This is a genomic window from Algoriphagus sp. 10J20-15, assembly GCF_055809615.1.
Genome location: NZ_JBVVUG010000017.1, coordinates 14156 through 40373 on the forward strand (window position 1 = coordinate 14156; position 26218 = coordinate 40373).

The following is a 26218-nucleotide window of genomic DNA, read 5'->3' on the forward strand; positions in this document are numbered from 1 at the left end:
ATGATCAATTACAAGACTTCGGAAGAAGTTAAGTTAATAAAAGAAAGTGCCGACATATTAGCAAAAGCCCATGGGGAAGTAGCGAAGTATGTCAAGGAAGGGGTAAAGACCTCTTATCTAGACAAAATTGCTGAGGAGTTTATCAGGGATCATGATGGAGTACCTTCATTCAAGGGCTACAACGGTTTTCCTGCTTCACTATGTATTTTCTGTGAATGCAGTAGTTGTACATGGTTTTCCCAGTGAATATGAATTGAAAGATGGCGATATAATCTCAGTAGATTGGCGGAGTCTTTCACCAAAGGTTTTCATAGCGATTCCGCTTATACATACCCTATTGGTGAGGTCTCTCCTGCTGTAAAAGCATTATTAAAAACCACTAAAGATTCACTTTACATTGGAATTGAGCAAGCTGTCTTTGGGAAAAGAATTGGCGATGTGGGCAATGCAATTCAGAAGTTTGTAGAAGCCAAGGGCTACACCGTAGTCAGAGAGCTTGTTGGACATGGATTAGGCAGAAGTCTACATGAAGCACCTGAAGTTCCTAATTATGGAAAAAAAGGGAGCGGTCCTTTACTTAAAGATGGAATGGTGATCGCAATTGAGCCCATGATAAATCTTGGAACACGAAATATTGTACAAGAGCGAGATGGTTGGACTATTCGCACAGCGGATAGAAAACCTTCAGCACATTATGAGCACACAGTAGCGATATTTGAAGATAGAACAGAGGTGTTAACCTCTCATAAATACATAGAAGAGAATTTTAAATTCTAATATGGCCAAGCAAACATCAATAGAGCAAGACGGTACGATTAAAGAGGCATTGTCTAATGCGATGTTCAAAGTGGAACTAGAGAATGGGCATCAACTGATCGCTCACATATCTGGTAAGATGAGGATGAATTATATCAAGATTCTTCCTGGTGTATCGAGTAAAGTTGGAACTGTCTCCCTATGATTTGAGTAAAGGCAGAATTGTATATCGATATAAATAAGACTGAGATGAAAGTAAAAACATCCATCAAAAAAAGAAGTGCTGACTGCAAGCTAATCCGTAGAAAAGGGGTTTTGTATGTCATCAATAAGAAGAATCCTAAGTTTAAACAAAGACAAGGTTAAATTATGGCTAGAATTGCAGGTGTAGACATACCAGACAATAAGCGTGGTGTACTCGGACTTACCTATATCTTCGGAATAGGTAGATCTGCAGCCAAAGCTATCCTGACCAAGGCCGGTATCTCTTTCGATAAAAAAGCAGGTGAGTGGGATGACGATGAGTCAACAGCTATCCGTAACATTATCGCTGAAGAGTTCAGAACCGAAAGGTGTATTAAAGTCAGAGATCCAATTGAACATCAAGCGACTACAAGATATTGGTTGTGATAAAGGTTTGAGACACAGAAAAGGACTTCCAGTTCGTGGTCAACATACCAAGAACAACGCCAGAACAAGGAAGGGTAAGAGAAAGACAGTTGCTAACAAGAAAAAAGCGACTAAATAAAACCTGATTAGATTATGGCTGAGAAAAGAAACGATAAAGCAAAAGGTAAAAAAAGAGTAGTAAAGGTTGAGGCTGTAGGACAAGCTCACATTAGAGCATCCTTCAACAACATCATTATCTCTCTTACCAACAATGCAGGTCAAGTAGTATCTTGGGCTTCTGCCGGTAAAATGGGTTTCAGAGGTTCAAAGAAAAACACTCCTTACGCAGCACAGATGGCCGCGCAAAACTGTGGACAAGTAGCATATGACTTAGGTTTGAGAAAAATCGAAGTATTTGTAAAAGGTCCGGGATCTGGTCGTGAATCAGCGATTAGAACATTGCAAAATGTAGGATTGGATGTGACTACGATCATCGATGTGACTCCAATGCCGCACAACGGTTGTCGTCCACCTAAGCGTAGAAGAGTTTAATCATAAAATTGTAATACAATGGCTAGATATACAGGTCCTAAAGCAAAGATTGCCAGAAAATTCGGCGAAGCTATAGAAGGACATAGCAAAGCACTTGCAAAGAAAAACTACCCTCCTGGCATGCACGGAAGAGGTAGAAGAAAAAAGCAGTCTGAATACGCAATCCAGCTTGCTGAGAAGCAAAAAGCAAAATACATCTACGGAGTATTGGAGAGACAATTCGCTAAGATGTTTGATATTGCTTCCAGAAAATCTGGAATCACCGGAGAGAACCTTTTTCAGCTTCTAGAAGCTAGATTGGACAACACGGTATACAGAATGGGAATCTCCCCTACCAGAAGAGGTGCTAGACAACTAGTTTCTCACAAGCATGTGCTTGTAAACGGTGAGGTAGTTAACATTCCTTCGTTTACACTTAAGCCAGGTGATGTAGTTTCTGTAAGAGAAAGATCTAAGTCTCTAGAAGCAATCACTAATAGCTTAGCAGGTAGAGGTGCTAATAAATATTCCTGGTTAGAGTGGGATGGCACATCATTGACCGGCAAATTCGTCAGTGTTCCAGGCAGAGATGATATTCCAGAGAATATCAAGGAGCAACTCATTGTCGAACTTTACTCTAAGTAATATTTTAATATTTTCAGCTTTTAAAAAAGAACGAGATATATGTCCATACTAGCATTTCAAATGCCCGAGAAAGTGGTGATGGAAAAAGCCGATGATTTTCATGGCTTATTCATCTTTCAAACCACTCGAAAAAGGCTATGGAGTTACAATTGGTAACGCCCTGAGAAGAATTTTGCTTTCTTCCTTGGAAAGGTTATGCTGCTATCACTGCGATTAAGATCCCTGGCGTAGTGCATGAGTTTTCACTGATCGAAGGTGTAGTTGAAGACGTTACAGATATTATTTTGAACCTTAAGCAAGTGAGATTCAAGAAAGTGCACGAAGCATTTGACGGAAAAATCACTGTAGAGATTAAAAATCAGTCTGTCTTCACTGCAGGTGACATTGCTAAGTTTACTTCTTCTTTCGAAATCCTAAATCCAGAGTTGGTGATTTGTCACATCGACGAGACCAAAAACTTTGAGATCGAATTGACGATGGAAAAAGGAAGAGGCTATCTACCAGCTGAAGAATCCAAACCAAGAGAGCAAATCTTCGGTACTATCGCTATCGATGCCCGTTTTCACACCTATTAAGAATGTGAAATATAGTGTTGAGAATACACGAGTAGAAGATGAAGACTGACTTCGAAAAATTGATCATGGAAGTTTCTACTGATGGCTCTATCCACCCGGAAAAAGCACTTCAGGAATCTGCAAAAATCCTTATCCAACATTTCATGTTGTTCTCAGACAACGAGACTATGGTTCTTGATTCAACAGGTATCGCGGAGCCGGAGCCAATTGACGAAGAATTCTTGCACATGAGAAAGCTTCTTAAGACTTCTTTGGGTGACCTTGACCTTTCTGTTGAAGCATTCGGCTGTCGTTGAAAAAGCTGCTGACGTGAAGACTTTGGGTGATCTTGCCAAACTAGAAATTTCTGATATGATGAAATTTAGAAACTTTGGTAAGAAATCCTTAGCGGAACTAGAGCAACTTATCCAAGAAAAGAGCCTAACCTTCGGAATGGATATTTCTAAGTATAAACTTGATGAAGAATAAATAATAATGAGACACGGTAAGAAATTTAACCACCTTGGAAGGAAGGCCGCTCATAGAAAAGCAATGCTTTCTAATATGGCAACTTCGCTGATTCTTCACAAGCGTATCTCAACCACGCTTGCCAAGGCAAAAGAATTGAAGAAGTACTTGGAGCCACTGGTAACAAGAGCTAAAGAAGATACTACACACAATAGACGTATGGCTTTCGCTTATTTAAAAAATAAGGAAGCTATCATCGAATTATTTGGTGAAGTAATCTCTAAAGTAGCTACTCGTCCAGGTGGATACACCAGAATTATTAAAACTGGTTTCAGATTGGGTGATAATGCAGAAATGTGTATCATCGAATTAGTGGATTTCAACGAATTAATGTTGAAAGATGCTCAGCCTGCTAAGAAAACTACTAGAAGATCTCGTAGAGGTTCTGGGAAGTCTACTGCCGCTGAGGAAACAAAAGCATCTGCTGCACCAGCTGTAGAAGAAACTCCTGCAAAGGATGTTGAGGAGCCTAAGGCACCTGAAGCTTCTGCTGATTCTGCTGAAGAAGAAACTGATAACAAATAAGTTGATCAGTGGATTCACGATATTGAAAGGATTGAACATTTGTTCAATCCTTTTTTTATACCCTTTTCATTTCTCTTCCTTCCCAATAAATATTTAACTTTGGGCAATTATTTAGCAAAATGATCAAACAAAAAGCAACTTTACTCTTGGCCGATGGTACGGTCTTTCACGGTTCATTAATAGGTAACCCAGGAACTAATGGTGGTGAGATTTGCTTCAACACTGGAATGACAGGTTATCAGGAAATCTATACCGATCCATCCTACACCGGACAAATCATTGTAACAACTACTTCCCACATTGGAAACTATGGTGTGATAGATGAAGAGGTAGAATCTGACCATCCTACAATAGGTGGAATAGTGGTAAACACATTTTCGGATGTCTACTCTCGTCTAGACGCTTCTGGTTCTTTGCAGGATTACTTGGTAAAGAATGGCATCACAGGGATTGCTGATATCGATACTAGGCAGCTGGTAAGGCATCTTCGCTCTAAAGGTTCAATGAATGCTATTATTAGCTCTGAATTTGAAGATAACCTGGATGGCTTGCAAACTGAGCTTGAAAAGGTTCCAGATATGGATGGCCTTGAGCTTTCTTCCACCGTATCCACTCAAGAACCTTATTTCTTTGGAGATGAAAACTCTTCAATAAAAGTAGCTTGTATGGATTTTGGGATAAAAAAGAATATCCTGAGAAGCTTGGCTGATCGTGGTGCATATTGCAAGGTTTTTCCTGCCAAAACAACTCTTTCAGAAATGGAAGAATGGGCACCTAATGCATATTTCTTGTCAAATGGTCCTGGAGACCCAGCAGTAATGGAATATGCGGTAGATACTACTAAAGATATTTTAGAGACGGGAAAGCCTGTTTTCGGAATATGTTTAGGTCACCAGCTTTTGGCTGAAGCCTGCGGAATTTCAACCTATAAAATGCATCACGGGCATAGAGGATTGAACCACCCTATTAAAAACGTTTTGACCGGTAAGAGTGAAATCACCTCCCAGAATCATGGTTTTAATATCACTCGTGAGGATACGGAGAAAAACCCAGATGTTGAGATCACTCATGTTCATTTGAATGATAACACTGTTGCTGGAATTCGTCTAAAAAATAAGCCTGCATTTTCTGTGCAATACCACCCAGAATCATCTCCAGGTCCACATGATTCTCGCTACCTTTTTGACGATTTTATTTCTTTAATTAATAAAAATTAATACCATTAAACCTTTTAAAACTATGACGTTGATTCAATCAATTCATGCAAGACAAATCCTCGATTCTAGAGGTAACCCTACTATTGAAGTAGATGTGTATACAGAAAATGGAGCTTTTGGCCGTGCAGCTGTACCAAGTGGTGCATCTACAGGTATTAACGAAGCAGTAGAGCTTCGCGATGGAGACAAAGGTGCATATATGGGCAAAGGCGTAATGAAAGCTGTCGCTAATGTAAATGACATTATTGCGTCTGAACTAGTAGGTTTTGACGTATTTGAGCAAAATATGATTGACCAGATTATGATTGATCTGGATGGTACACCTAATAAGGGGAATTTAGGAGCTAACGCTATTCTTGGTGTTTCTTTGGCAGTGGCTAAAGCAGCGGCTATGGAATCTAATCAGCCACTTTACAGATATATTGGTGGAGTAAATGCTAATACACTTCCTGTTCCGATGATGAATATCATCAACGGTGGATCTCATTCTGATGCGCCTATCGCTTTTCAGGAGTTCATGATCCGTCCAGTTGGTGCTCCTACTTTCTCAGAAGCAATGAGAATGGGAACTGAGATCTTCCACAATTTGAAGAAAATTCTTCATGACAAAGGTCTAAGCACTGCTGTGGGTGATGAAGGTGGATTTGCACCTAATTTCTCTGGAGGAACTGAAGAAGCTCTTGGTAGTATTTTGGATGCTATCGCTAAGGCTGGATACAAAGCTGGTGATGATGTTACAATCGCATTGGATTGTGCAGCATCTGAGTTCTTTGTAGATGGCAAATATGACTATACGAAATTTGAAGGTTCTACTGGCGTAGCAAGAAGTAGAGAAGAGCAAGTTGCTTACCTAGCTGAGCTTACTGAAAAATACCCTATCGATTCTATCGAAGATGGTTGTGCTGAAGAAGATTGGGAAGGTTGGGCTATGTTGACTGCCAAAATTGGCAATAAGGTACAACTAGTTGGAGATGATCTTTTCGTTACTAACGTGAAATTCCTTAAGAGAGGAATTGAAGAGAAATCTGCCAATTCAATCTTGATCAAAGTAAACCAAATTGGTACATTGACTGAGACCATCAATGCAGTTAACCTTGCTCACAAAGCAGGTTTTACAGCTGTTATGTCTCACAGATCAGGTGAAACTGAAGATTCTACTATCGCTGACCTTGCAGTGGCATTGAATTGTGGACAGATCAAAACTGGTTCTGCTTCTAGATCTGACCGTATGGCTAAGTACAATCAGTTACTTAGAATCGAAGAACAATTAGGAGATTCAGCTGTTTTCAACGGAAAATTTTAAGAGGATCATAACATACAAGTGATTTTTGAGATAGCTCACTTCGGTGGGCTATCTTTTTTTTGCATCATTTTTGTACCTTGAATTCTAATACCACTCCTTTCCTATGAGCAAATATCTTAAGTACACCAAAAGCTTTTATTTTCTAGGCCTTGTTTTTTTTGCTGCATGGATGATTTTTATTGACTCAAACAATGTAGTGAATCAAGTGAAATTGAGCAGTAAGCTAGGTCAACTCGAAGACCAAAAGGAGTTTTATCTTGAAAGAAGAGAGAAAATTAAAGCAGAACGAGAGGAATTGATGAGTAATCCTGAACTCTTAGAGAAGTTTGCCCGTGAAAAGTACTTAATGAAGAAAAATTCTGAAGACCTCTATGTCATCGTTAAAAAGTAAATCTCTACTCCTTTTTTTTATTGCCTTTGGACTATTTCAAACTTACTCTTTTGGACAGCGTGAGATTTATGAAGGTGATTCCGTACCATTTAAAGAGCGATTATATTATGGAGGGAATTTCGGGATGCAATTTGGCACGGTTACTTTAATTGATTTTTCCCCTTTGGTTGGTGTGATGATCACCCCGAAGTTCTCATCGGGTGTTGGAATTACTTACCAGTATTTCAATGACAGACGCTATATAGGTGGTGAGACGTCTTCTTATGGAGGGAGGCTTTTTAAGTAGATATAATATTTTCCCAAATGTTTTTGCTCATGCCGAATATGAATCCATAAATTTTGATAACTATAATCTATTGACAGACAGGTTTGAACGGATTTGGTCAAATGCACTCTTTTTGGGTGGAGGCTATTTTGCTCCTTTTGGAAGCAGGGGTGGCGCCAATTTCACATTCCTCTACAATGTGTTGCACGACAATCTTCGTTCGCCCTATGGTGAACCATACGTGATCCGTGTTGGTTTTGTGCTGTAGATATACCTAACACATTTTTAATGGAATCTTTCATTTCAAAACTATACAAAGCTCATCAGGATTGTTCTGAATGTCCCTCACCAAAGGTGATTCAGAAGTTTTTCGAAGACATGCTTGGGCTTCTTTTTCCAGAATATACAGTAGAAAAGATTCAAGATAAATCACAAATAGAAGCTGCTTTAATTATCCTTCAGAACGATCTTACCTTTATCTTGGAAAGAAATCCACAGTTACATAAAGGGAAAGGATTAAAGATCGCTGAAGACTTTTTTGGTAATCTAGAACAGATTTTTGATTGGATTAATCAGGATGTGGATGCCATGTTTGCTGGCGATCCAGCAGCCAAATCCAGAACAGAAATTTTAAGGAGTTATCCTGGTTTTTATGCCATTGCAGCTTATAGAATTGCCCATTCACTATTAGGGTTAGGTGTTAATCTAATTCCAAGAATGATTACGGAATTTGCGCATAGCCGAACAGGAATAGATATTCATCCTGAAGTTACGATCGGCAAGTATTTCTGCATAGATCACGGCACCGGAGTGGTGATTGGTGAGACGACCATCATAGGTGATCACGTAAAGATTTACCAAGGCGTAACTCTGGGCGCATTAAGTGTAGATAAAGCTGATGCGGATAATAAGCGACATCCTACGATAGAGGATGATGTCGTAGGATACTCAGGGGCAACTATTTTGGGTGGTAATACGGTCATTGGAAAAGGTAGCGTAATTGGAGGGAATGTTTGGTTGACCAAAAGTGTAGCCCCAAAAAGCAAAGTGTATTATCAGACACAAATGTATCATGCCGATACTGCGGTGACAGATATGTATGTTTTCAAAAACGATCAAGATGAGGTTATTTGAACTAATAGGGAATACGCCACTGATACAACTGGACCATATTCCAGTAAATCCTAAGGTTAAGATTTTTTGTAAACTGGAAGGGCAGAATCCCGGTGGTAGTGTAAAGGATAGGGCTGCGTATAATATGCTCCGAAGTGCCATGGATCGGGGTGAAATTAAGAGAGGGGATAAGTTAGTAGAGGCAACTAGTGGTAACACTGGGATTGCTTTAGCGATGGTAGCGAAAGTCTTGGGATTGGATATGACCTTGATCATGCCGGATAAATCTACCAGAGAGCGTGTGCTCTCTATGGAAGCCTATGGTGCGACGGTGATCCTTACTCCGGCTGCAAAAACCATTGAGTATTCTAGGACTCTTGCGGAGCAGATGAGCAAGGAAGGGTATTTCATGCTTGATCAATTTGGGAATCCTGAGAATTACCTGGCGCATTATAAGACCACAGGTCCTGAAATCTGGGAAGATACTGATGGTGAAGTCACACACTTTGTGTCTGCGATGGGAACAACGGGTACGATCATGGGAGTTTCCAAGTATTTGAAGGAAAGAAATCCGGATATTCAGATCGTAGGAACTCAGCCTACGGATGGTTCTAGCATTCCTGGTATTAGAAGATGGTCTCCCGAATTTTTACCTAAAATTTTTGACCCAAGCCGAGTAGATCAAGTAATAGATGTGAGTCAGGATCAGGCCACTGAAATGACCCGCAGAATGGCGAAAGAAGAAGGTATCCTTGCAGGAATGAGTAGTGGAGGAGCATTACATGCCGCTATTGAGCTTTCTAAAACTTTGAAAGAAGGAATAATCGTTTGCATCACTTGTGACCGTGGGGATCGTTATCTCAGCTCTGATCTTTTCGGCTGATAGGCAAGCCTAGGAATGAATTTCCCTCATTGAGGTATTATTGAAGGATAAATCTGCGCTGTGTTTTTATCGAGAGAATATTTCAGTATTCTTAAATCGAGCTCTTGCGAGCCTTAAGGCCGTTTTTTTGTAGGCTTTTGGTGTATTTAGTTTAGTGAAACCTTCTTGGGCAAAGGGTTTGCGTTATTCTTACCAAACCCTTCAGGGGTAGAAATTGATAGACTAAACCAACTATACCATGAACTCGATTGATAAAAACCAAGAAGAACACACTAGAGAAAATCTCGCAGGAAAGGAAGCCGTGGAGAAAATCCGAGAATTGATTGATAAATCAGGGTCCTGCTTTTTTGTGACTTCTACTAGCCTCAATAACTCACACAAGTCACGTCCCATGTCTGTCCAAAAGACTGACGAAGCTGGCAATATTTGGTTTCTAAGTGCTAAGGATAGCATGAAAAATATGGAGATCGCAGCAGATACTGATGTTACTCTCTACTTTCAGGGTTCATCCTATTCAGACTTTCTGGAGCTAAATGGTCATGCCTATATTACCGATGACAAAGCAAAAATTGAAGAGCTCTGGGATCCAACTGTCAAGGCTTGGTTTACAGAAGGAAAAGATGATCCAAGAATCTCGGTGATTCAATTTATCCCAGATAGCGGGTACTATTGGGACAACAAGCATGGAAATACCGTCGCAGGAATCAAGGTATTGATCAGCGCCATTTCAGGAAAAACAATGGATGATTCCATTGAGGGAACTTTGAAAGTGTAGTTGGACACTTTAAAGTTCTAAGGTGATCCTTTTATCGGGTCACCTTTTTTTAGAACTCAAATCTTAAAAAATATTTTTTTCTTATACAGGAAATAGCACAAGTACCACATGGCTCCTAATGTCAGGAAAGCTGTAATAATCGCGATAGCAGATTCACCCATTCCAATTTCATGTAATACTCCCCCGCTAAAGATTTTAACAAATCCATACAGCCAACGATGCCCTAAAATCTCGGCGAAAAGGTAAATGAAAATGGAATTCATCCCCACGATTACAAAAGGGAAAACCCATGAGTTTATCTTTTTAACATCTACTATCCAATAGGAAATTGCTAACGCCAGAATTGCCCACCCACCTGCCGCAAATGCAAAAGATGAGGTGCTGATTCGTTTTATGATTGGGGTGATCTCTACGAAATCCAAGCCATATCCTATGACCAAACCAATAACTCCTGCTAATACAAATAACTTTATTTTATCACTTTCTGATTTTTTAGAAAGTAGCAGATTTCCGCAGATAGCACCCCAGATCGTGTGTGCTGCAGTTGGAATGCAGTTGATAGCTACCCAGCCGCCATTATTAATCTGCCCCATCAGGATCTGATCCATATAATTCCCAAAGTTAGTTCCATGCTCATAAGGCATCTCAGGATTGTATAGTCTATACATGATTTCTGTCAAGGCAAGAAGCCCGATTGAAACGCCTAATTGAATTTTCCACGATCGATCGAGCAGGAAATAAGTAACCAAAATGGTGAAAGATAATTGAGTCAGAACATTCCACAGCTCAAAGACTAGTTTGCCTGAGTAAACACAATGTAATCCTGTACCGAAAAGGAATAATAGTAAGCATCGCTTCAGGATGTGCCGCGTTACTTTTCCTCTGTCGCTTCCGACTGCCATTCTCTTATTCAAAGAAAATGGCATCGCAACGCCTACAATAAACATGAAAAAAGGTTGGATCAGATCCCAAAATCGAAGTCCATTCCAAGGGTGATGGGTAAACTGGAGAAAGAAGGGATGTAGAAAAGTGCCTTCTGGATTGGCCTCCAATAATGTATGATAAACTGAAGCTGCTTCCGCGATAAAGTAAAAACATCGTCAAACCACGAAATAAATCAAGGGAAGCCAATCTGTTTTGGCTAGGAATTTTTAGTTCACTCATTGGCATGGGTTTAAAGTGAGCGGTTTTCTAATATAGAAAAATCAGGAATTTAAAGTGCCCTAAACTTGACTAATGGAGAACGAAAGAATAAAAAGCACTTTCGATGTATTCGTTTATTTATTAGTATTAATCCCTAACCCATTTTTTCATTTTTGGAAATTCAGTTGGATCACATCAGATCATATAATAGGACACTTTTGTCAATTTTTATTCTAGGTAGGAAGGTGCTCTCAAGCTGTTGGTGTCTTGTAGGAATACCGATTTCCCCTAGGAAATCAAGAATGATGTTAGTGTTCCTCGCATCCTCTTCTGGAATATTTTGAGCTGCTTTTCATTTAATCCCTCCAAATGCTCCGAAGCACATATTTTTTTATGAAGGATCTTCTACTTTGCTGAATCCTACAGATTTCATTAGGTCTAGCTGATAATTCATTGATCTGGGAGAATCTTCCTTCGCTACATAATCCAATACCTTTTGACGATATTCTTTTCCACCCTGTTCTTCTAAGTAAATCCCCATAGCGTTCGGATGTGAACTCATTGAGCAAGTCAGTGTCCTGCGTAATTAAATCGGAAATCATCAGGCATCCTCCAGGGTTGAGAAGTGAGAAGAGCTTAGCAAATGTCTTTTCCCAAAGTCTTCATCATCTCTCAAGTGATGCAAAACAGCACCAGCTAAAATGATATCGAAGCTGCCTTCAGGGAGTACTATATCTCTTATGTCTCCTTGGTATATAGATACTTTACTTTGCGTTTCAGCCGAGACCCTTTCCGCTGCCTTCTCAAGCATTTTACCACTTAAATCCACTAATGAGCAGGAAAGATTAGGGACTTTGGTAAGCATTTTCAAGGTGTAATTGCCCGCTCCGCACCCCACATCCAGAACATTTTCTGCTTTAGGAACGATCCGCTTGGCTGCTTCGGTAATTAGTTCCAGAGAAATCGTAGCATCAATGGTAGCTACTTGACCGGTATCGGAGGTTTGAAAATCGTTCTACATCATTATCGAATCTTTCGCGGATTTCTGCGACACTTGACTTATTCATTTGGTAAGGCTGTGTGATATAAAATTGAAATAAGGATTTACAAAATCTATTTATAGATGCTGATCAAAAAGGATCATATTTCCATCTGGATCTTTGACCACAAAGCTGGCTGGGCCTGTTGTGTCCTCATCAGCTGGGTTGATGATTTCAATGCCGGTAGATTTAAGCTGCTGCTGGATTTTTCTCACATCCTGAAAATCTGCCACTTCCTTTGCGTTTTCATCCCAGCCTGGAATTGAAAGTCAAGATATTCTCTTCAAACATACCTTGAAATAAGCCTATCAAGGTACTTTCGTTTTTCATGATCAGGTAATTACTATCCATTGCTCCACCAAACTGGGTAAAGCCTAGGTTTTCATAAAATGCTTTTGAGGCTTCAAGGTCCTTAACGCTTAGGCTAATAGAAAATGCTCCTAGTTTCATAGCTGTATAGTTTATGTTCGTAGCTGTATTTTGAGATTTGGGATTCGAGAAAAGAATTTAACAAAAAACCCAGGCTAAAGGAGGTAGAGATTGCTGCTGCGAAAAGTGTAAGCCTATTCATCGTAGAGGTGGTTTAAGTTATTTAAGGAATTTAACCAGGCCAATCATTGTACCCAAATGCATGCCTTCATGGTAATTGTTGTAATTGATGGCCTCTGAAGCATTTGCCAAATGAAAACCTTTGGAAGTAGTAAGTTCATTATAACGCTCAAATTTTCCCAACTTAAAATCAGAAATGGTTTGATCTATTGAAGACATAAGAAGCTCCTTGAAAAGCGCGACAGTTTCCTGCGGTTCATTTGCTTCTGGCTTGGTTCCTGGCTTATATTTCTGAAATAGTGTGTCTGAAACATGCATTGATAGGTCAGACAAGCCATAGACAAGCCTTTGTTGCACGACTATGACATGGCCGATATTCCAGATCAGATTATTGCTGAAGCCTTCAGGTACTTGATTTAATTGTTCAAGTGAATACTCAGTCAGGTATTTCAAGTAGATGCTTCTATTCGTTTTCCAGATGTCAAAACTATACTTCATAAGTTGTGCAATTGGATTATTCGTCTTCAAGTTCGTATCGCTTGAGTCTTTTTTTTGTGGCTGCTAATTCGCTTTTCAATTCATCTACTTTACGAAGTAAATTAAAAATCACGTCTATACCTTCTGGGTTTACCTGTAGATCTTGGTGGATTCGTATCATTCTTTCTAAATCTCCTACTTTGTCCTCAGGTATAAACTGTGTTTCTTCCAATGTGTGTACTTCGATTAAACCTAGACTGGAAAGCGTGTCGACAAAGGAAACTTCGATCTCATAGTGCGTACAGAGGGTTTCAATCAATATCATTTCTTGCTGTGCCATCTTATCGTAGTTTTTGGAGTTCTTCGAATAACTTTTTCTCTTCTGCTGGTGAGATTTTGTGGGGTTTTTAATCGAGAAGGTAAGGATCAAATCTCCGAATTCGCCTTCTTTTTTATAGACAGGAAAACCTTTTCCTTTCTTTTTCGAGTCTCACCTTTGTGCCATTTTGTGTTTCCGGAGCTACTTTGAGTTTTACTTTTCCATCAAAGGTGTCAGCTATAATATCACCTCCTGAACATGGCGGGGTGTATAGATCCACTTCAACAGTGGAATACAAATTGTCTCCTTCTCGAGTGAACTTCGTGTTATTTTTGATCACAAATTTGATGTATAAATCCCCGTTGGGGCCACCATTTATCCCTGGTGATCCTTTGCCTTTGATCTTGATGGTTTGCCCATCTTCTATTCCCGCAGCTAAAGTAAGGCGGATATTTTCACCATTGACATTGAGCACTTGTTTGTGCGTTTTGTAAGCATCGTGAATGTCTAGTTCCAGCTGTGCATTGAAGTCCTGACCTTTGAACTTAGTACTTCTGCCACCTTGCCGAAAACCTCCTCTAGATCCACCAAACATGGATTCAAAGAAGTCCGAATAGTCAGCTCCTCCGAAGTTTTGCCCACCAAAGCCAGCTCCAGGATTTTGGCTCCTTTGCTGCCTGCCAGCACCTGCCTGTTCAAATTGATCTGCATGCTTCCAGTCCTTGCCGTATTTGTCGTATTTCTTACGCTTCTCCGGGTCGCTGAGAACCTCGTTCGCCTCATTGACTTCCTTGAATTTTAGCTCAGCTTCTTTGTCATCAGGATTGACATCTGGGTGGTATTTTCGCGCCTGTTTACGATAAGCTTTTTTGATGTCAGCTTGAGTAGCATTTTTATCTATGCCTAGTACGCTGTAGTAATCTATAAATGCCATATTTCTAACTGGAATTTATGTTGTATTGGAAAAATAAGAGTTGAAAAACCTAGCTGGTTTTCCATTTCATCAATATACTTAGAATGGCGCTAGAATGGAAGATGAGATAGCTATTCCTCTTGAAATTCCTTGATGAAAAGCAATCCGTCTAGATTTTGAAGTAGGAATGTTTCTTCTGAAATTGTTAGTGTCAATGATGTGATCTGTAGGATTATTTCCATGTCGTCATATTTTTTTGAAATAATCAATTCCTCTGAAGGCATATTGTGATAGCCTCCTCCATATAAATTAAAGTAATCCCTCAACTCCATGGAAAGGTCAATAACTTTTTGTCCTTCAGTCCATTTCAGGGTTAAATTTGATTTGTTTTCCTCGTCAATTTCTAAAAGGTACTTCTTTTCCAAAAGGAGTTCTTCTTCTTGATTCCAAATGGTACTATTGAAACTTCGGATGTAATCAAAATCTGAGATTTCGAGTTGAAAATTGCCGTCTGTTACCAAGGTCATGTCCTTCAGAACATTAGCTTCATTAAGCATTTCGTAGTAAGGTACATAGGTCAATCCCATCGTTTCCACTATGACTTTACTTGGGATAAATGAACTTGATTTAGTTTGCTCATATTTGGCTTCACTCATCAGACTTTTCAAATCTTGGCTAAACCACGGGTAGATCGATTCCATTCCGTGATAATCTTCAAGATACTGAAGGATAGAATTTACCTCATTCAATTCATCTTTTGGAAGTGATTTCGTGCGAAGTTCACCGATAGGTTTTAGCTTTCCTTTTTGATCTATTTCCCAGTTCACTTCACCTTTGATTTGTTCATTTACCAAGATGTTGTTTTCTGTCAAAATGGAAATTAGACGCTTTCTCTGTATTAGCTCGCTCAGACTGAACATTCCCCAGGGACCAAACGAAGACAGAATCATAAATAGGGCGAGGGATATCGGAATGGTCTTGATATTTCTTTTGCCTAAAGAATAATAAATGGAAATAAAGGCCAGCCAAATCCCCATTAAGGTGATGATGTATCGATTTACTGTAAGGCCATAATCTTGGATACGAATGCCAATAGCTAAGAAAAGTAGAATGACTAATGGAATGAGGAAGACATAATATCCCCGATGAAACTTCTTGATCCAGCCACTTTCTTTCCACTGCTGGTAAGGGTAAAGTAGGAGGTTAGTGAAAATCCCCAAGACCGAAATGGCTATAATCATATAACTCACTATGCCTTTTGGCCATTCTCCTGTTATGATGATTTTAGCCCCGTAGAAATACAGGATGCAGAGATAAACCAGCAGGAGCGGTATCAGGATAAACTGGGTGAAAATCTTCAGCCCTTTGGGATAATCTTCCAAAGAAAGTTCGCTTTCAAAAGTCTTAGGAATGCCAGCTAAGAAAAACCAAGTATTGAATATACTAAAGGTGATTGCAAAGATTTGGACATATATTTTTCCTTGGATGTTGGCGTCGAAAAGCGCATTTATAGCTAGAAGTGCGAGGCTTATGCCAATAAAAATCACCAGTGAATAATACACTCCTAGGACGAGCCGGATGAACAAGTTCTTGTTGTAATTCCAAAAACCCTCCTGATTATCAGATCCGAAATAGGGTAGAAAGGCGACCATTAAGTGAATTGCCAGATTGTAAATGGCATATCGGATGTATGGTACTCGGGTATTAGTGAAAGTGTCCTCCGAAGGGAAGCTGAAATAGATTAAGCCTAAAATGACTAAGCCGACTATCCACGAAATCTGCTTTTGGAAAGAGGTGAAATTTTTTCGCTCTGCAAATACAGCAATACAGAAGTAAAGTGGAATCCCTAATGCAAAAGTGAGTAGAAGATTGAGCATTCTGAGATCTTCAATGGGATCTGCCTCAATCATCCAACAGCTTAATCCAGCAGCCAGAATCCCAAAAAGTAAACTAAAAGGAAAGCGCAATGCAGCATGGGTTCCATCTTTTTGCAGCTGAGAAATTGAAGGGAATTTCATTAAGGTTTGTCAGGTAACTATGAGTTTACCTAAGATAGTAGATAATTGGAAAACTTAAAGTTCAAGTTGCCTTTAGTTATGGAAGAGGAGATTTAGAATGGATAGCCAATCGCAAAATTGAAGATCAGGTTTTGCTTTCTCCAAGTCTTGCTACCTACATCAAAGCTGTTTCCCCAACGCTCCCCTTCCTCCAAATAAGGAATGCGAAGAGGCGTAGCCAAATCGAAGCGAATCACAAAAAACTCAATATCAACACGTAGCCCAAATCCAGTTCCTACGGCTAACTGGTTCCACCAATCAGATGTGAATTTGCCACCAGGTAAGGCTTCGTTTTCATTCATTAGCCAGATATTTCCTGCATCCATAAATAGCGCTCCTTTTAGCAAAGAGACTATAGGGAATCTATACTCGATATTACCTTCAATGCGGACATCTCCAGATTGATCGAAGAATGAATTGACGTCGAAGTTTTCAGGTCTATACGTTCCTGCCTGATCGATCGGATTCTGAATGCTCTGACGCTGTTTGGTCCGCCTGAGAAATACTGCTTGATATAAGGTAGGGATTGAGAATTGCCAAAAGGGAATCCGAAACCAGCAAAAAGCCGGGTTGCAATGGTTTGCTTCTTGTCTATATTCAAATGATAACGCAGATCCAGATCCATTTTGCCATATTGAGCATACTCGAGTCCTAAGAATTTGCCGTCATTTTTCCCTGTAATTTTATTGATAAGATTGATCGTGTTTCCTGCAAAATCTAGCCCCACTCCTAAGAAATAACCATGAGTTCGAAATCTGTCATTTAACTTGTTGTAATTAAAAGTGTAATTGATTCCTGCAATAAAATTCTGCTCAAAACTCCGTCTCAAGAATGGGTTATCGTCCAAAATCTGCTCAAATTCAGGAGAGGTTTTGCTGAGGTTTACCACACTTAAACTGATTGGATTGATCTCGTGGTAGGCAAACTGGTTTGCATTCCAGAAATAGCCATATTTTGCCGAAATTGAATTAAGACGATAAAGTCCACCACGGCTTAGGTATTCTGCACTTAATCCCATTTTGGTTTTCGGGACTGAATAACTGAACTTCTCCTTGATAGGCACAAAGAAGATGACACGCGGGAAGATCAAATCTGCCCCTAAACCTAGTTCTAAGGATTGAAGTCCCTTCCGGTTTTCACCGCCCGCTATTTGAAATTCATATCCTACTTTTCCAGTCAAATTGAGTGTTTCTCCTCCCTTGAATAGATTCCTATTTCTATAAACCAAATTCAATGCTGGCCCAGCAAAATTGTTGGATTTGGATACCGCCAAAAGTTCTGCTCGCACAGATCGTTTGGTCATCGGAGATAAATAGAAGTTAGCAGTTAGGTGACCAAGTGAATCCGAAGTTTCTAACTCCTTATAGCGTAGGTTTACAAACTTATAATTACCGATTGAGCTTAACCTGTTACTTGAAAGTCGGGAAAGGGTTGGGTTATATCGTTCATTCTTTTCGATCAGGATATAGTCGTTCAAAAGCTTTGGTTTGAAGACTTTTTCATTCTGGATAAAATTTTTGCCAGCTAGAGAAACAGTATCAGTTTTCGTTTCATTTTCATCTATTGAATAATTTGGAAAAACGTTGATGGTGTCAACGGTGTATGGAATAATGCCTTTGGATGGTACATTGTTTTTTAGTCTTAGATAGAGCTTGAAGATCCTAGCGCTATCAGAGATATTGGTGTCTGCTTCGAAAATGAGGTAGTCACTGTTAAAGTTGTAATACCCCTTTTCTTTGAGCGCTGAATCAATTCTGTTTCTTTCGAAGGTCAAGATGTTAAGATCAAACCTGCTTCCAGAATCTAGCTTAGTATCCTTCATCAGTTCGATGATCTCTTTCTCCACTTCCAGGCTATCTCTATCTACGACTACCTCGGAGAGTTTATAGGGTTCCGAAATTGTAGCCGTGTAGTCAACCTTGGCATAGATATCTTTTCGAGTCACTTCAGAGCTAGTTGTACTGTAAAAGAAGCCCCGGTTTTCTAATCTATTAATGATGAGTTCCTCCGTTCGACTTGGAGCAACTTGGCTGAAATAGACAGGCTCTTCACCGATTTTTTTATTCAAAAATCGATTGATGAATCCAGGCTTATCTTTAGTTCCCTTAAAATAAGCCCAAAGACCGACGTACATTCCTAAGAATTTTGTATTTGGTTCAGGCCGGAGAAGTCCATTCAGTTCATCCTCTATGTCATCCAATCCTTTGATGCCCTCAACTTCTGTTTGGAGTTTAAGATCAGCGCCTTTGTATAGGAATTCATCCTCTGGTATATACTTCTTCACGCTGCAGCCAATTACAGTTGCAAGGGTAATTAAATAGATAGCCGGTATGAATTTCTTAATCCTCATTTTCTTCTTTTTTCTCCAATTCATCAACTCGGTTTTCCTTGTCTTGATCTGGATCTTTCCATAATTCTGAAAATTGATTGAACTCCCGATTGAAAATTAATCCTCCACCAGTCACTACAAGTTGACCGTCTATAATACTTTCAAATTGATTCTTACGAAAAGCACGGATTCTCCAGCGCCCATCTTCGGTGAGGAGGTATTCAAAACTTATGTTTGCCAGAATTGAATTCGCTTGCTGGGAATTTTGAGAGCTTCCTTCCAAGTCAACCTGACTCCCGACCTGCACCACTAACCGGTCATCAAAAAGAGTCTGCTGGGCATTGATGTTCAGGTCAGTTCTGTTTTGCGCACTGCCGGACTGATAGTCTTGGTAGCTGTCTACATCGAATCCTACTTGAAATCCACTATCACCAAATAGTTTGCTTGAAAGTGCATTCATCTGGTCCGAAAGCACCTGGCTTACTGAATTTCTCGCAATAGCTTCTGCTCCTCCATTGGATCCATCGCTACCAGATGAAGGGAAAAATCTATTGAGTACAAGTAAAGAGAAAACTTGTTTGTTCAGTTCATCTTCCTGCTCATTGATTTGTAGCACGCGGGAGTAGACATATCCTCCAAAAGCGCCTCTTTGATTTTCAGGCATATCAAGGGTAAAGGATATTTCCGGCCGCAGCAATTCCCCACTTACATTCAGATAAACCAGGAAGGGCAACTGTTGCTTGTACTGAGTTTGTGTTTCATTAGTGCTTCCAGTAAGCTGAGCAGACATCAGTTCTGAAGCTGCAGTCTCTACTTCATAGATAGCGCGGATGTCCAGATTAGCGTCCATCGGATCACCATTCCATGATATTCTACTTCCAGGATTTATGTCAAATTTCCTGCTTACGAGATTATAAAGAGACATTTCATAATGCCCGTCTGAGATTTCGTAGTTACCACTTAGTGTAATTCTTCCATTAGGATTGATGTCCATTTGTAGATCGGCATCCCCTGCGATCTGAAGATTGTCCCCCGTAGCAGGATCGATTACAATCGTGAACAATGCTTCTGGATCAGCTCTTAGGATTGCTTGAATGTCAAAGCCTGCAAATGCACTCGTCGTTTCCTCCGACTGGCGGGTCAATATATCATCAGGATTGTCTTTGTTTACGAACAAGACTACTCCTTGTCTTTCTACTAAATCTAGCTCAGACTCTGGGATTATCACGGTCAAGTCTGTACTTTCCTTAATGCTTAAGGTAGCTTTCACAATCGGCAGCACCAGATCTCCTTGTATTCTCACATCTGCATCAATGCTTCCTTTACCATAGATCAAATCATTTTCCTCGTCGGTGGAATTTACCGCCATAAAATTTTTGGCTGTAAGAGATAGGTCAAAGGTGGGGTTGAGATAGCTTTCAGTACCAACTGTCCCATCAATCTCAAAGGTGTTGCTTTCTACGTCTCGAATAGTGAATTGATCGAAATAAACTCCAGCATTATCCACCTTGATCGTTTCATTCGAAAGGATATAGGTTGTGTTTAATTGAGCAGGGACAAAAGAGGTCTCATTGAACTGTATTTCACCCTTGTATTTTGGATCTGCAGTGGTGCCATTAGCTGTAATTGTACCAGTGAGGAAGCCATCTGCATTTAGGATTTGGTCTTGTGAGAGTGCGGCTATTTTATCCATTTCGATTTTATTCAGCTCGAGTTTCACGTCAAAATCACCCCCAGCTTCATTGGCCACAAAATCTCCATTAAGGTCTAAATCAAAGCCACCATCTTTAAGATTAAGCTCTAGAATATAATTCTCCTAAGCTTTTGGCAGTAGCTTCAAGGTTTAAATTGCCAAGCGGTACATTCACGATTTTCAGACTATCTACTTTTAACTCACCCATCAGGCCTGTCGCTCCAAATGGATTCTCCACCACCAGTCGTCCATCCATTTTTCCTCCAGCGATGATTTCCTGTGGATTCAGCAGACTGGTAATGGTAGAAAGTCTAAAATCTCTAAATACCATCGCGATGTTCTCGTCTGTAAAGCCTTCTACATTATTTACAAAAGAGAGTTCCTGATTGCCTTTGGAGAAAACGAAATCTTTGAATTCTAGACTTTCACCTGAATATTTCACCTGATTTTTTTCAGGGACCATCCATTTATCTCCCTTCAGAATTAAGTCTATGGATGATACATGGTAGCTCAGCGTGTCTCCATTTAAGCCTATGTCCGAAGAAATATGATAGGTACGTGTCTCTTCTTCATAAGAATGAAAATCAAAATACATTCTGGAGTCGGCTAGTTGCCCGGTCATGTATGTTTTACCGATGGCGAGTGGGCCGGATGTTAAGTCCTGAAAGCCTACATACATTCTTAGAATTTCTTTGTTTGATCGGATTCTGAGCCCCAAACTATCAACTTCTGTCCCTGAATAATTGATATAAGGGAAATCTATATCTGCTGTGAGAGAATCAATGTCCTGAATGTAATTAGCTTGGATTCTAGCGGAATCAAACTGCTCCATACCTTGAAGCAGCACTTCGGTAAGCAATGGATCGTCTGAAATCTTCATATCCATATTCATCACAATACTGCGATCACCGGTCTGATACACTGAGTCGGTTTTGTCTATGTACTGGGTGAAATGTTCGGAAAGAGCAGTAGCCAGTTCACTTGGGTTTGTGTTTGTTCGGACAAAGCCATTCAATATTTTACTGGCGATATCTAAACTGGTGGAATCTTCGCGAACATTTGCTGCTAGCGTTAATGCACCGATAGGGTAGTTTCTATCGTCGTATAATAATATGCCTTCTTGTACCAAGGCATTGAGGTCAAATTCATCCAGATTTCCTTCGAAATTTGCATCTAGTTTAAGTCTAGCTCTGGAGTTTTTTGCCGTTAAGCCAAGTGCGTAGAAGTCGGCTCCAACTAAATCCAGCTTCAAGTCGATTTTTGAGTTTGATGAATCTAGGGTCAATTCAGAATCTAACTCAAAATCCAAATACTCTGAATCCAAGCTTGCCCGTAAATTTCCTTTTCCATCAGTTACTTTGCCTGTCAAATTCAGTCCTGAGTAATCCGAACCATACAGCCGTAAGCGCTCAAATGTGGAGGATAATTCTGCATTAAGTTCATTTAGGCTAGAACCAGAGCCATGGGCATTGATTGCGAATGTTAGTGTGTCCAGCTCTGGTTGCTTGAGAAGATTTCCAAGTTGGAGCTGATTAACAATGAGATCTGCGGAGAAAGCCAGCTGATCCTTGTCACTGGTAGGTGCCGTCGAGAAGGATATTCCCCATGTCAGTCTCCACATTCAGCTTTGCTAACAGGTCATCCAGCGTTCCACTGGTAGTGGCCTTTAAATCTAGTTGCTCTGGGAATTTCATTCCATAATCTTCCTCTTTTATAAATTTCAGGAGAGTTTCCCGAGTGGTGAGCAGGTTGATTTCTGGAAAGTCAAAGGAAAGTTTTTCTACATCCAATGGGCTTTCCACTGTTCCATTTGCAGAGAAATCGCTTTCTCCCCATTGAACATTCAGGCTAGGGATAGCCATGGCATTGAAACTTCCACTCGCGATCAAATCCAACCTAATCGGATTGTTAGCGAGCTCTCTTATAAGCGTGTCCTGTGCCAGAGTAGGGTCAAAGAAATAACTGTCTCGCACATCCAGTCTGGATTCGTTGATCTCCATATCAAACTTTAGACTTTCATAATTATCGATGAACGCTTGAATGGATGGATATTTCAAGGAGAATTCAGCATCGAGCTTACTACGATTGGTAGCCAATATCAAGTTTTTAACCAGTACGGATTCATTTCCTGCTTTCAGGTCAAACTGAAATTCGTTGAGGTCAAAACCACTTCCTTCCTGGAAATGAAACGCCTGAAGATTCATTCCTGCTTTTTCATCTTTCAGGAAAATATCCTTAGCATCAAATAGTAAGTTGCTGAGCACAACGGCTTCAGGATTGAATTCACCTTGTTTAATGGAGGTGTCTGCAGATTTATATTCAATGTCAGTTGAGTCAATAGCTATTTTATCAGCTTCCACTACCCAATCTGGCCATTCAAATGGAGCAGAAGGGCTTGCTGGGCTGCCCCCATTTTGCGTAGCAACCGAGAAATCATGGAAAAGAATACTGGACTTCTCTAATGCTAAAGTTTTCAGCCTTATAGTTTGAGTTTGAAGGTTCGCTTCCGGAAGTTCTATCAAGAAGTTACCGATCTTGACTTGGGCCTCCTGACTATCGGGTACATTGACATAATCTGCACTCACATTAGTTAACCTCATTTTATCCAAATTCAGAATTGGAAGAGGTGATTCCTCTGTAGATTCTTTAGATGGGGGAAATGGCTTTGTCTGATGGTATTTGATTCTGGTGTCTTGGATGGATACTTCTTTGATGTCAAACTCATACTTTTCCAAATCCAATCCGGGTATTTCTACATCCAGTTCACCCAAAATTATAGCTGCATCAATCCCCATGACTTCGTCCAGATAAGTAATATCGAAATCCCTAAGCGCTATTGGAGAATAATTTAATAGATAGCGGGTCGGAGACAGTAGTGTCGGCAGCCACAGTTTGAGTGGAGTCCGCATCTTGGGAAACGAATGCCTCAATCAAAAAGTCGAAATTGAATTTCTCAGTGGTTGCGCTTCGATTTACTCTAGCTATTAGACCTTCCCATTCCAACTTCGTTACACTAATATTTCCTGTGGTCAGTAGGGGGCCAAAAGCTACTCCTGCTTCCAGATTTTTGGAATAGAGCAACGTGTCACCTTGGGTGTCTTCCAGATATAAATCTTCCAAATAGATATTTCCTGCGAATGTGATGAAAAGCCGCTTTATTGATATTTCAGTGCCTGTTTTATCAGAAACATAGGAAGTTGCTTTGTCCACAATGATCCCCTGACCCCATGGGCTGCGAATGAAAAGAATCAAGGCTCCTACGACCACCAGAAGAGTGGCAATAGTTATACCCAGAATCTTTAAAAATTTAGCTAAAAAGCGTTTAATGGAATTGAGCGTTTAAATAATGGATGTAAATGTAGATGTTCCTAAGGCTATATTTGGGCAATAAATAAGCCAGTTTACCTAACGTTTAACCTATCCGCTCAATGTTTTGTTAGGATATGGTATCCTGCACAACTTTATTCATTTCCCTTTTTATAGGTACGCATGTACTCAGCCATTTCTTCAGGAGTCATTTTCTTATCCGAGCCAGGGGTTAGCTCTATTGCTTCTTGGATTGCTTTATCAGCTCTATCAATGAATTGTTTCGGTTGAACTCCATCCTTGATAAGGTCAAATGCATCGTACAAATCTCCGGTAGCTGTGTACGCTCCATAGCTTAATCGATCTCCTTCTATGCTGATCAGTTGGTAAAGTTGCGTATTGGAAGCTGCCCGATCCATCCACTTATCGAAAGTGAGGTTGTACATCTTAGGCCCACTAACTGACACTACATAGACAGGGCCTTGAGCAGCTGGATCTTGATTAGCCACGCCAGAAGGTAGATTTCTTCCTCTTCCGTAAGAATGATCATGCCCCTGAAGCACCAAATCCACTTTGTATTTGTCAAAAATAGGCTTGAAAGCCTCTCTAAATTCTTTGTTGTCACGGCCAGTTCCCGAGGAATAAATCGGATGATGAAAAGTGATGATTGTCCATTTTTGGGTGTTTTCAGCGAGTACTTTTTCTTAACCAGACTTTTTGGGTCTCCATAGATTTTTCGTTCTGTACTATCTCCTGGGAGTTCAGGGAAATCAAACGCAAATCTGAATAATCTATGTAATAAACAGTTTCCGAAAACTCATTTGGGCCATTTCTAGGAAATGTAAATTGCTTTTGCCAATGGTAATCCAAGACCAAAGTCCCATCTTCTTCGCTGTCGTATTCATGGTTACCAGGTGTGCTGACAGATGGAATCATCGCGTTGATAAATCCCCCAGCATAGTTCCACTCACCCCATTCGGAGTCGGATTGTGTACTATTGATTAGATCACCAGCGTGAACCATAAATGCCGCTTTCGGTAGGTTGGAATAAGCCTGCCGAATAATCCTTGACCACTGAGATTTGAGATTGTTTTGCGCATCGCCAAAGTAGGCAAAAGTAAAGGGTGTTCCTTTTTTTGGTGCGGTGGTGAATTGAAACCACTCTGACCAAGTATCTTCATTTCCTACACGATAAGCATAAGTTGTTGCTGCATTGAGGTCGCGAAACGTTACGGAATGGTAGTTTGCTGTTACATTATCCACCTCGAGAGATTCAGTGCTTGCAATAACAGTCTCTACACTGTCTAGATAAATCGGGGTATTCGGCGCTAAGATGAACTGAGCTTTTGAAACCGATACATCAGAAGAAGTTCTCCACGTAACAGATTGGGTGGACATAGGGTCGTCTGACCAAGTCAGAATTATCCGGTCAGGGAATTCTGAAGGTTTAAAATTTTGAGCTATAAGAGTAGAGCAGGATGCTACAAGAAACAGAATGACAAATGCGATCTTAATTGAGGTATTCATTAAGTCAGAGTTTTAGTAAAAATATATGTAAAGTAGCCCATAAAAGACATGATCTTTTCAAAAGCCGTATTAAGTAATTCTTAAATCATGCTTCTTGGTCAAAATTCTGTCTACATAAAAGCTTAACCCAGATAGGACAAGCCCCATCAAAACTATCCCGCAAGCCACTATCCAATTCCAATAGGAAACTTGAATTGCAGAAATCTGGAGGGCAAGTCCTGCTAGCCAAGCGAGGTGACCGTTTACAGTGCGTGTTTTTCGAGTCTTGATATCATATTTGCTTTTGCTTTCATCGATCAAGGGTCTGAAAAAATCTCTGTATTGCCAGAGTAATATCAGGTCTAAGAATAAAAGAAATGCTAAAACGATCGGAGTTCCACTCCATTGCAAGGAGATCGTTACCATTAAAATATTGCCGATCAAAGGAATCATCATAATGCTACCAAGCAATTTGTAGCGGGTGGTGACTAAGAGGTATCCAATTATTAGTTGGCTAAAAGCTATAAACCGTCCGTAGAAGCCCAAACCATAGGGTTCCAATTCTTCGATTAACCAAACCGGCCCAATCCATCCAAAAAACTGGTGATCGTGAAAAAGTTTTGCCATACCAGCTCCCCAAAAAGTGAAGCCTAGGAAGATAGAAATGCTGGCTATAGTCAGTTGAGGAAGTTTTTTCATAAAAATTATGCTGAGCGATTCTGCTTCAATTTAAGTATTTACAAATAATAAGGTAAAAGATATGGAGTTGACCCGGCAATGCAATTAAAGCT

General features: G+C 40.1%; 28 protein-coding genes and 6 pseudogenes. 15 read left to right on the plus strand and 19 right to left on the minus strand.

What is annotated here, in order from left to right; translation table 11 throughout:
- The 15 genes and pseudogenes from map to AC0L6R_RS07710 all read left to right on the plus strand — a co-directional run bounded on the left by map (position 1) and on the right by AC0L6R_RS07710 (position 10095).
- A pseudogene (gene map, locus AC0L6R_RS07640) lies at positions 1-777 on the plus strand (type I methionyl aminopeptidase).
- Between the two features lies 1 nt (position 778).
- A pseudogene (gene infA / locus AC0L6R_RS07645) lies at positions 779-998 on the plus strand (translation initiation factor IF-1).
- 7 nt (positions 999-1005) lie between these two features.
- Positions 1006-1122 (plus strand): 50S ribosomal protein L36, encoded by a 117-nt coding sequence (rpmJ, locus tag AC0L6R_RS07650; protein ID WP_082632371.1) that lies wholly within the window; start codon positions 1006-1008, stop codon positions 1120-1122.
- A gap of 3 nt (positions 1123-1125) precedes the next feature.
- Positions 1126-1504: pseudogene (gene rpsM / locus AC0L6R_RS07655) on the plus strand (30S ribosomal protein S13).
- A gap of 14 nt (positions 1505-1518) precedes the next feature.
- Positions 1519-1917 (plus strand): 30S ribosomal protein S11, encoded by a 399-nt coding sequence (gene rpsK, locus AC0L6R_RS07660; RefSeq protein ID WP_473270648.1) that lies wholly within the window; start codon positions 1519-1521, stop codon positions 1915-1917.
- Positions 1918-1935: 18 nt separating this feature from the next.
- Complete coding sequence (rpsD, locus tag AC0L6R_RS07665) at positions 1936-2541, plus strand: 30S ribosomal protein S4 (protein WP_473270649.1); 606 nt, start codon at positions 1936-1938, stop codon at positions 2539-2541.
- 39 nt (positions 2542-2580) lie between these two features.
- Positions 2581-3584: pseudogene (locus AC0L6R_RS07670) on the plus strand (DNA-directed RNA polymerase subunit alpha).
- Positions 3585-3590: 6 nt separating this feature from the next.
- Positions 3591-4148, plus strand: coding sequence for a 50S ribosomal protein L17 (gene rplQ, locus AC0L6R_RS07675; RefSeq protein WP_283414147.1), 558 nt, complete (start codon positions 3591-3593; stop codon positions 4146-4148).
- A 119-nt stretch (positions 4149-4267) separates the two neighbouring features.
- The gene (gene carA, locus AC0L6R_RS07680; RefSeq protein WP_473270650.1) at positions 4268-5365 is read left to right on the plus strand and encodes a glutamine-hydrolyzing carbamoyl-phosphate synthase small subunit; all 1098 of its coding nucleotides are present in this window, start codon (positions 4268-4270) and stop codon (positions 5363-5365) included.
- 22 nt (positions 5366-5387) lie between these two features.
- Positions 5388-6668 (plus strand): phosphopyruvate hydratase, encoded by a 1281-nt coding sequence (eno, locus tag AC0L6R_RS07685; protein WP_283414149.1) that lies wholly within the window; start codon positions 5388-5390, stop codon positions 6666-6668.
- 103 nt (positions 6669-6771) lie between these two features.
- Positions 6772-7059, plus strand: coding sequence for an FtsB family cell division protein (locus tag AC0L6R_RS07690; protein WP_283414150.1), 288 nt, complete (start codon positions 6772-6774; stop codon positions 7057-7059).
- A pseudogene (locus AC0L6R_RS07695) lies at positions 7040-7592 on the plus strand (hypothetical protein). The gene AC0L6R_RS07690 and the pseudogene AC0L6R_RS07695 overlap by 20 nt, the downstream one beginning before the upstream one ends.
- A gap of 20 nt (positions 7593-7612) precedes the next feature.
- Positions 7613-8458 (plus strand): serine O-acetyltransferase, encoded by an 846-nt coding sequence (locus AC0L6R_RS07700; RefSeq protein WP_473270652.1) that lies wholly within the window; start codon positions 7613-7615, stop codon positions 8456-8458.
- On the plus strand, positions 8445-9320 hold the full coding sequence (gene cysM / locus AC0L6R_RS07705) for a cysteine synthase CysM (protein WP_473270653.1): 876 nt from the start codon (positions 8445-8447) through the stop codon (positions 9318-9320). The genes AC0L6R_RS07700 and cysM overlap by 14 nt, the downstream gene beginning before the upstream one ends.
- A gap of 238 nt (positions 9321-9558) precedes the next feature.
- Positions 9559-10095 carry a pyridoxamine 5'-phosphate oxidase family protein gene (locus AC0L6R_RS07710; protein WP_283414154.1) on the plus strand — a complete coding sequence of 179 codons (537 nt, stop codon included), beginning with the start codon at positions 9559-9561 and terminating at the stop codon, positions 10093-10095.
- A gap of 56 nt (positions 10096-10151) precedes the next feature.
- On the opposite strand, the gene AC0L6R_RS07715 is transcribed toward AC0L6R_RS07710, so the two are convergent.
- From AC0L6R_RS07715 to AC0L6R_RS07805, 19 genes and pseudogenes are all read right to left on the minus strand, one after another.
- A complete protein-coding gene (locus AC0L6R_RS07715; RefSeq protein ID WP_473270654.1) occupies positions 10152-11042 on the minus strand; it encodes an acyltransferase family protein in 891 nt (296 codons plus the stop codon).
- A gap of 587 nt (positions 11043-11629) precedes the next feature.
- Positions 11630-11800 carry a hypothetical protein gene (locus tag AC0L6R_RS07720; RefSeq protein ID WP_473270655.1) on the minus strand — a complete coding sequence of 57 codons (171 nt, stop codon included), beginning with the start codon at positions 11798-11800 and terminating at the stop codon, positions 11630-11632.
- Positions 11801-11839: 39 nt separating this feature from the next.
- On the minus strand, positions 11840-12214 hold the full coding sequence (locus AC0L6R_RS07725; protein ID WP_473270678.1) for a class I SAM-dependent methyltransferase: 375 nt from the start codon (positions 12212-12214) through the stop codon (positions 11840-11842).
- 141 nt (positions 12215-12355) lie between these two features.
- The gene (locus AC0L6R_RS07730; RefSeq protein WP_473270656.1) at positions 12356-12511 is read right to left on the minus strand and encodes a VOC family protein; all 156 of its coding nucleotides are present in this window, start codon (positions 12509-12511) and stop codon (positions 12356-12358) included.
- A gap of 13 nt (positions 12512-12524) precedes the next feature.
- Positions 12525-12728: a hypothetical protein gene (locus AC0L6R_RS07735; RefSeq protein WP_473270657.1), complete on the minus strand. Its 204-nt coding sequence runs from the start codon at positions 12726-12728 to the stop codon at positions 12525-12527.
- A 138-nt stretch (positions 12729-12866) separates the two neighbouring features.
- Positions 12867-13325: a DinB family protein gene (locus AC0L6R_RS07740; protein ID WP_473270658.1), complete on the minus strand. Its 459-nt coding sequence runs from the start codon at positions 13323-13325 to the stop codon at positions 12867-12869.
- 16 nt (positions 13326-13341) lie between these two features.
- Entirely contained in the window at positions 13342-13644 is a 303-nt protein-coding gene (locus tag AC0L6R_RS07745; RefSeq protein WP_473270659.1) for a chaperone modulator CbpM, read from the minus strand.
- A gap of 112 nt (positions 13645-13756) precedes the next feature.
- The gene (locus AC0L6R_RS07750; protein ID WP_473270660.1) at positions 13757-14557 is read right to left on the minus strand and encodes a DnaJ domain-containing protein; all 801 of its coding nucleotides are present in this window, start codon (positions 14555-14557) and stop codon (positions 13757-13759) included.
- 110 nt (positions 14558-14667) lie between these two features.
- The gene (locus AC0L6R_RS07755) at positions 14668-16554 is read right to left on the minus strand and encodes a DUF4153 domain-containing protein (RefSeq protein ID WP_473270661.1); all 1887 of its coding nucleotides are present in this window, start codon (positions 16552-16554) and stop codon (positions 14668-14670) included.
- Positions 16555-16646: 92 nt separating this feature from the next.
- Positions 16647-16940 (minus strand): BamA/TamA family outer membrane protein, encoded by a 294-nt coding sequence (locus AC0L6R_RS07760; protein ID WP_473270662.1) that lies wholly within the window; start codon positions 16938-16940, stop codon positions 16647-16649.
- A 5-nt stretch (positions 16941-16945) separates the two neighbouring features.
- A complete protein-coding gene (gene tamL, locus AC0L6R_RS07765; RefSeq protein ID WP_473270663.1) occupies positions 16946-18967 on the minus strand; it encodes a translocation and assembly module lipoprotein TamL in 2022 nt (673 codons plus the stop codon).
- Complete coding sequence (locus AC0L6R_RS07770) at positions 18933-20672, minus strand: translocation/assembly module TamB domain-containing protein (protein WP_473270664.1); 1740 nt, start codon at positions 20670-20672, stop codon at positions 18933-18935. The genes tamL and AC0L6R_RS07770 overlap by 35 nt, the downstream gene beginning before the upstream one ends.
- Before the next feature lie 43 nt (positions 20673-20715).
- Positions 20716-22236, minus strand: coding sequence for a hypothetical protein (locus AC0L6R_RS07775; RefSeq protein WP_473270665.1), 1521 nt, complete (start codon positions 22234-22236; stop codon positions 20716-20718).
- Positions 22187-23410, minus strand: a complete 1224-nt coding sequence (locus tag AC0L6R_RS07780; RefSeq protein ID WP_473270666.1) for a hypothetical protein — start codon at positions 23408-23410, stop codon at positions 22187-22189. Before AC0L6R_RS07780 ends, AC0L6R_RS07775 begins: the two co-directional genes overlap by 50 nt.
- A gap of 31 nt (positions 23411-23441) precedes the next feature.
- Positions 23442-23882 carry a hypothetical protein gene (locus tag AC0L6R_RS07785; RefSeq protein ID WP_473270667.1) on the minus strand — a complete coding sequence of 147 codons (441 nt, stop codon included), beginning with the start codon at positions 23880-23882 and terminating at the stop codon, positions 23442-23444.
- 194 nt (positions 23883-24076) lie between these two features.
- Positions 24077-24493 (minus strand): hypothetical protein, encoded by a 417-nt coding sequence (locus tag AC0L6R_RS07790; RefSeq protein ID WP_473270668.1) that lies wholly within the window; start codon positions 24491-24493, stop codon positions 24077-24079.
- A gap of 24 nt (positions 24494-24517) precedes the next feature.
- Positions 24518-24589, minus strand: a pseudogene (locus AC0L6R_RS07795) (hypothetical protein); the annotation flags it as partial.
- A 19-nt stretch (positions 24590-24608) separates the two neighbouring features.
- Entirely contained in the window at positions 24609-25448 is an 840-nt protein-coding gene (locus AC0L6R_RS07800) for a purple acid phosphatase family protein (protein ID WP_473270669.1), read from the minus strand.
- 69 nt (positions 25449-25517) lie between these two features.
- Positions 25518-26126, minus strand: coding sequence for a hypothetical protein (locus AC0L6R_RS07805; RefSeq protein WP_473270671.1), 609 nt, complete (start codon positions 26124-26126; stop codon positions 25518-25520).
- Between the last annotated feature and the right edge of the window lie 92 nt (positions 26127-26218).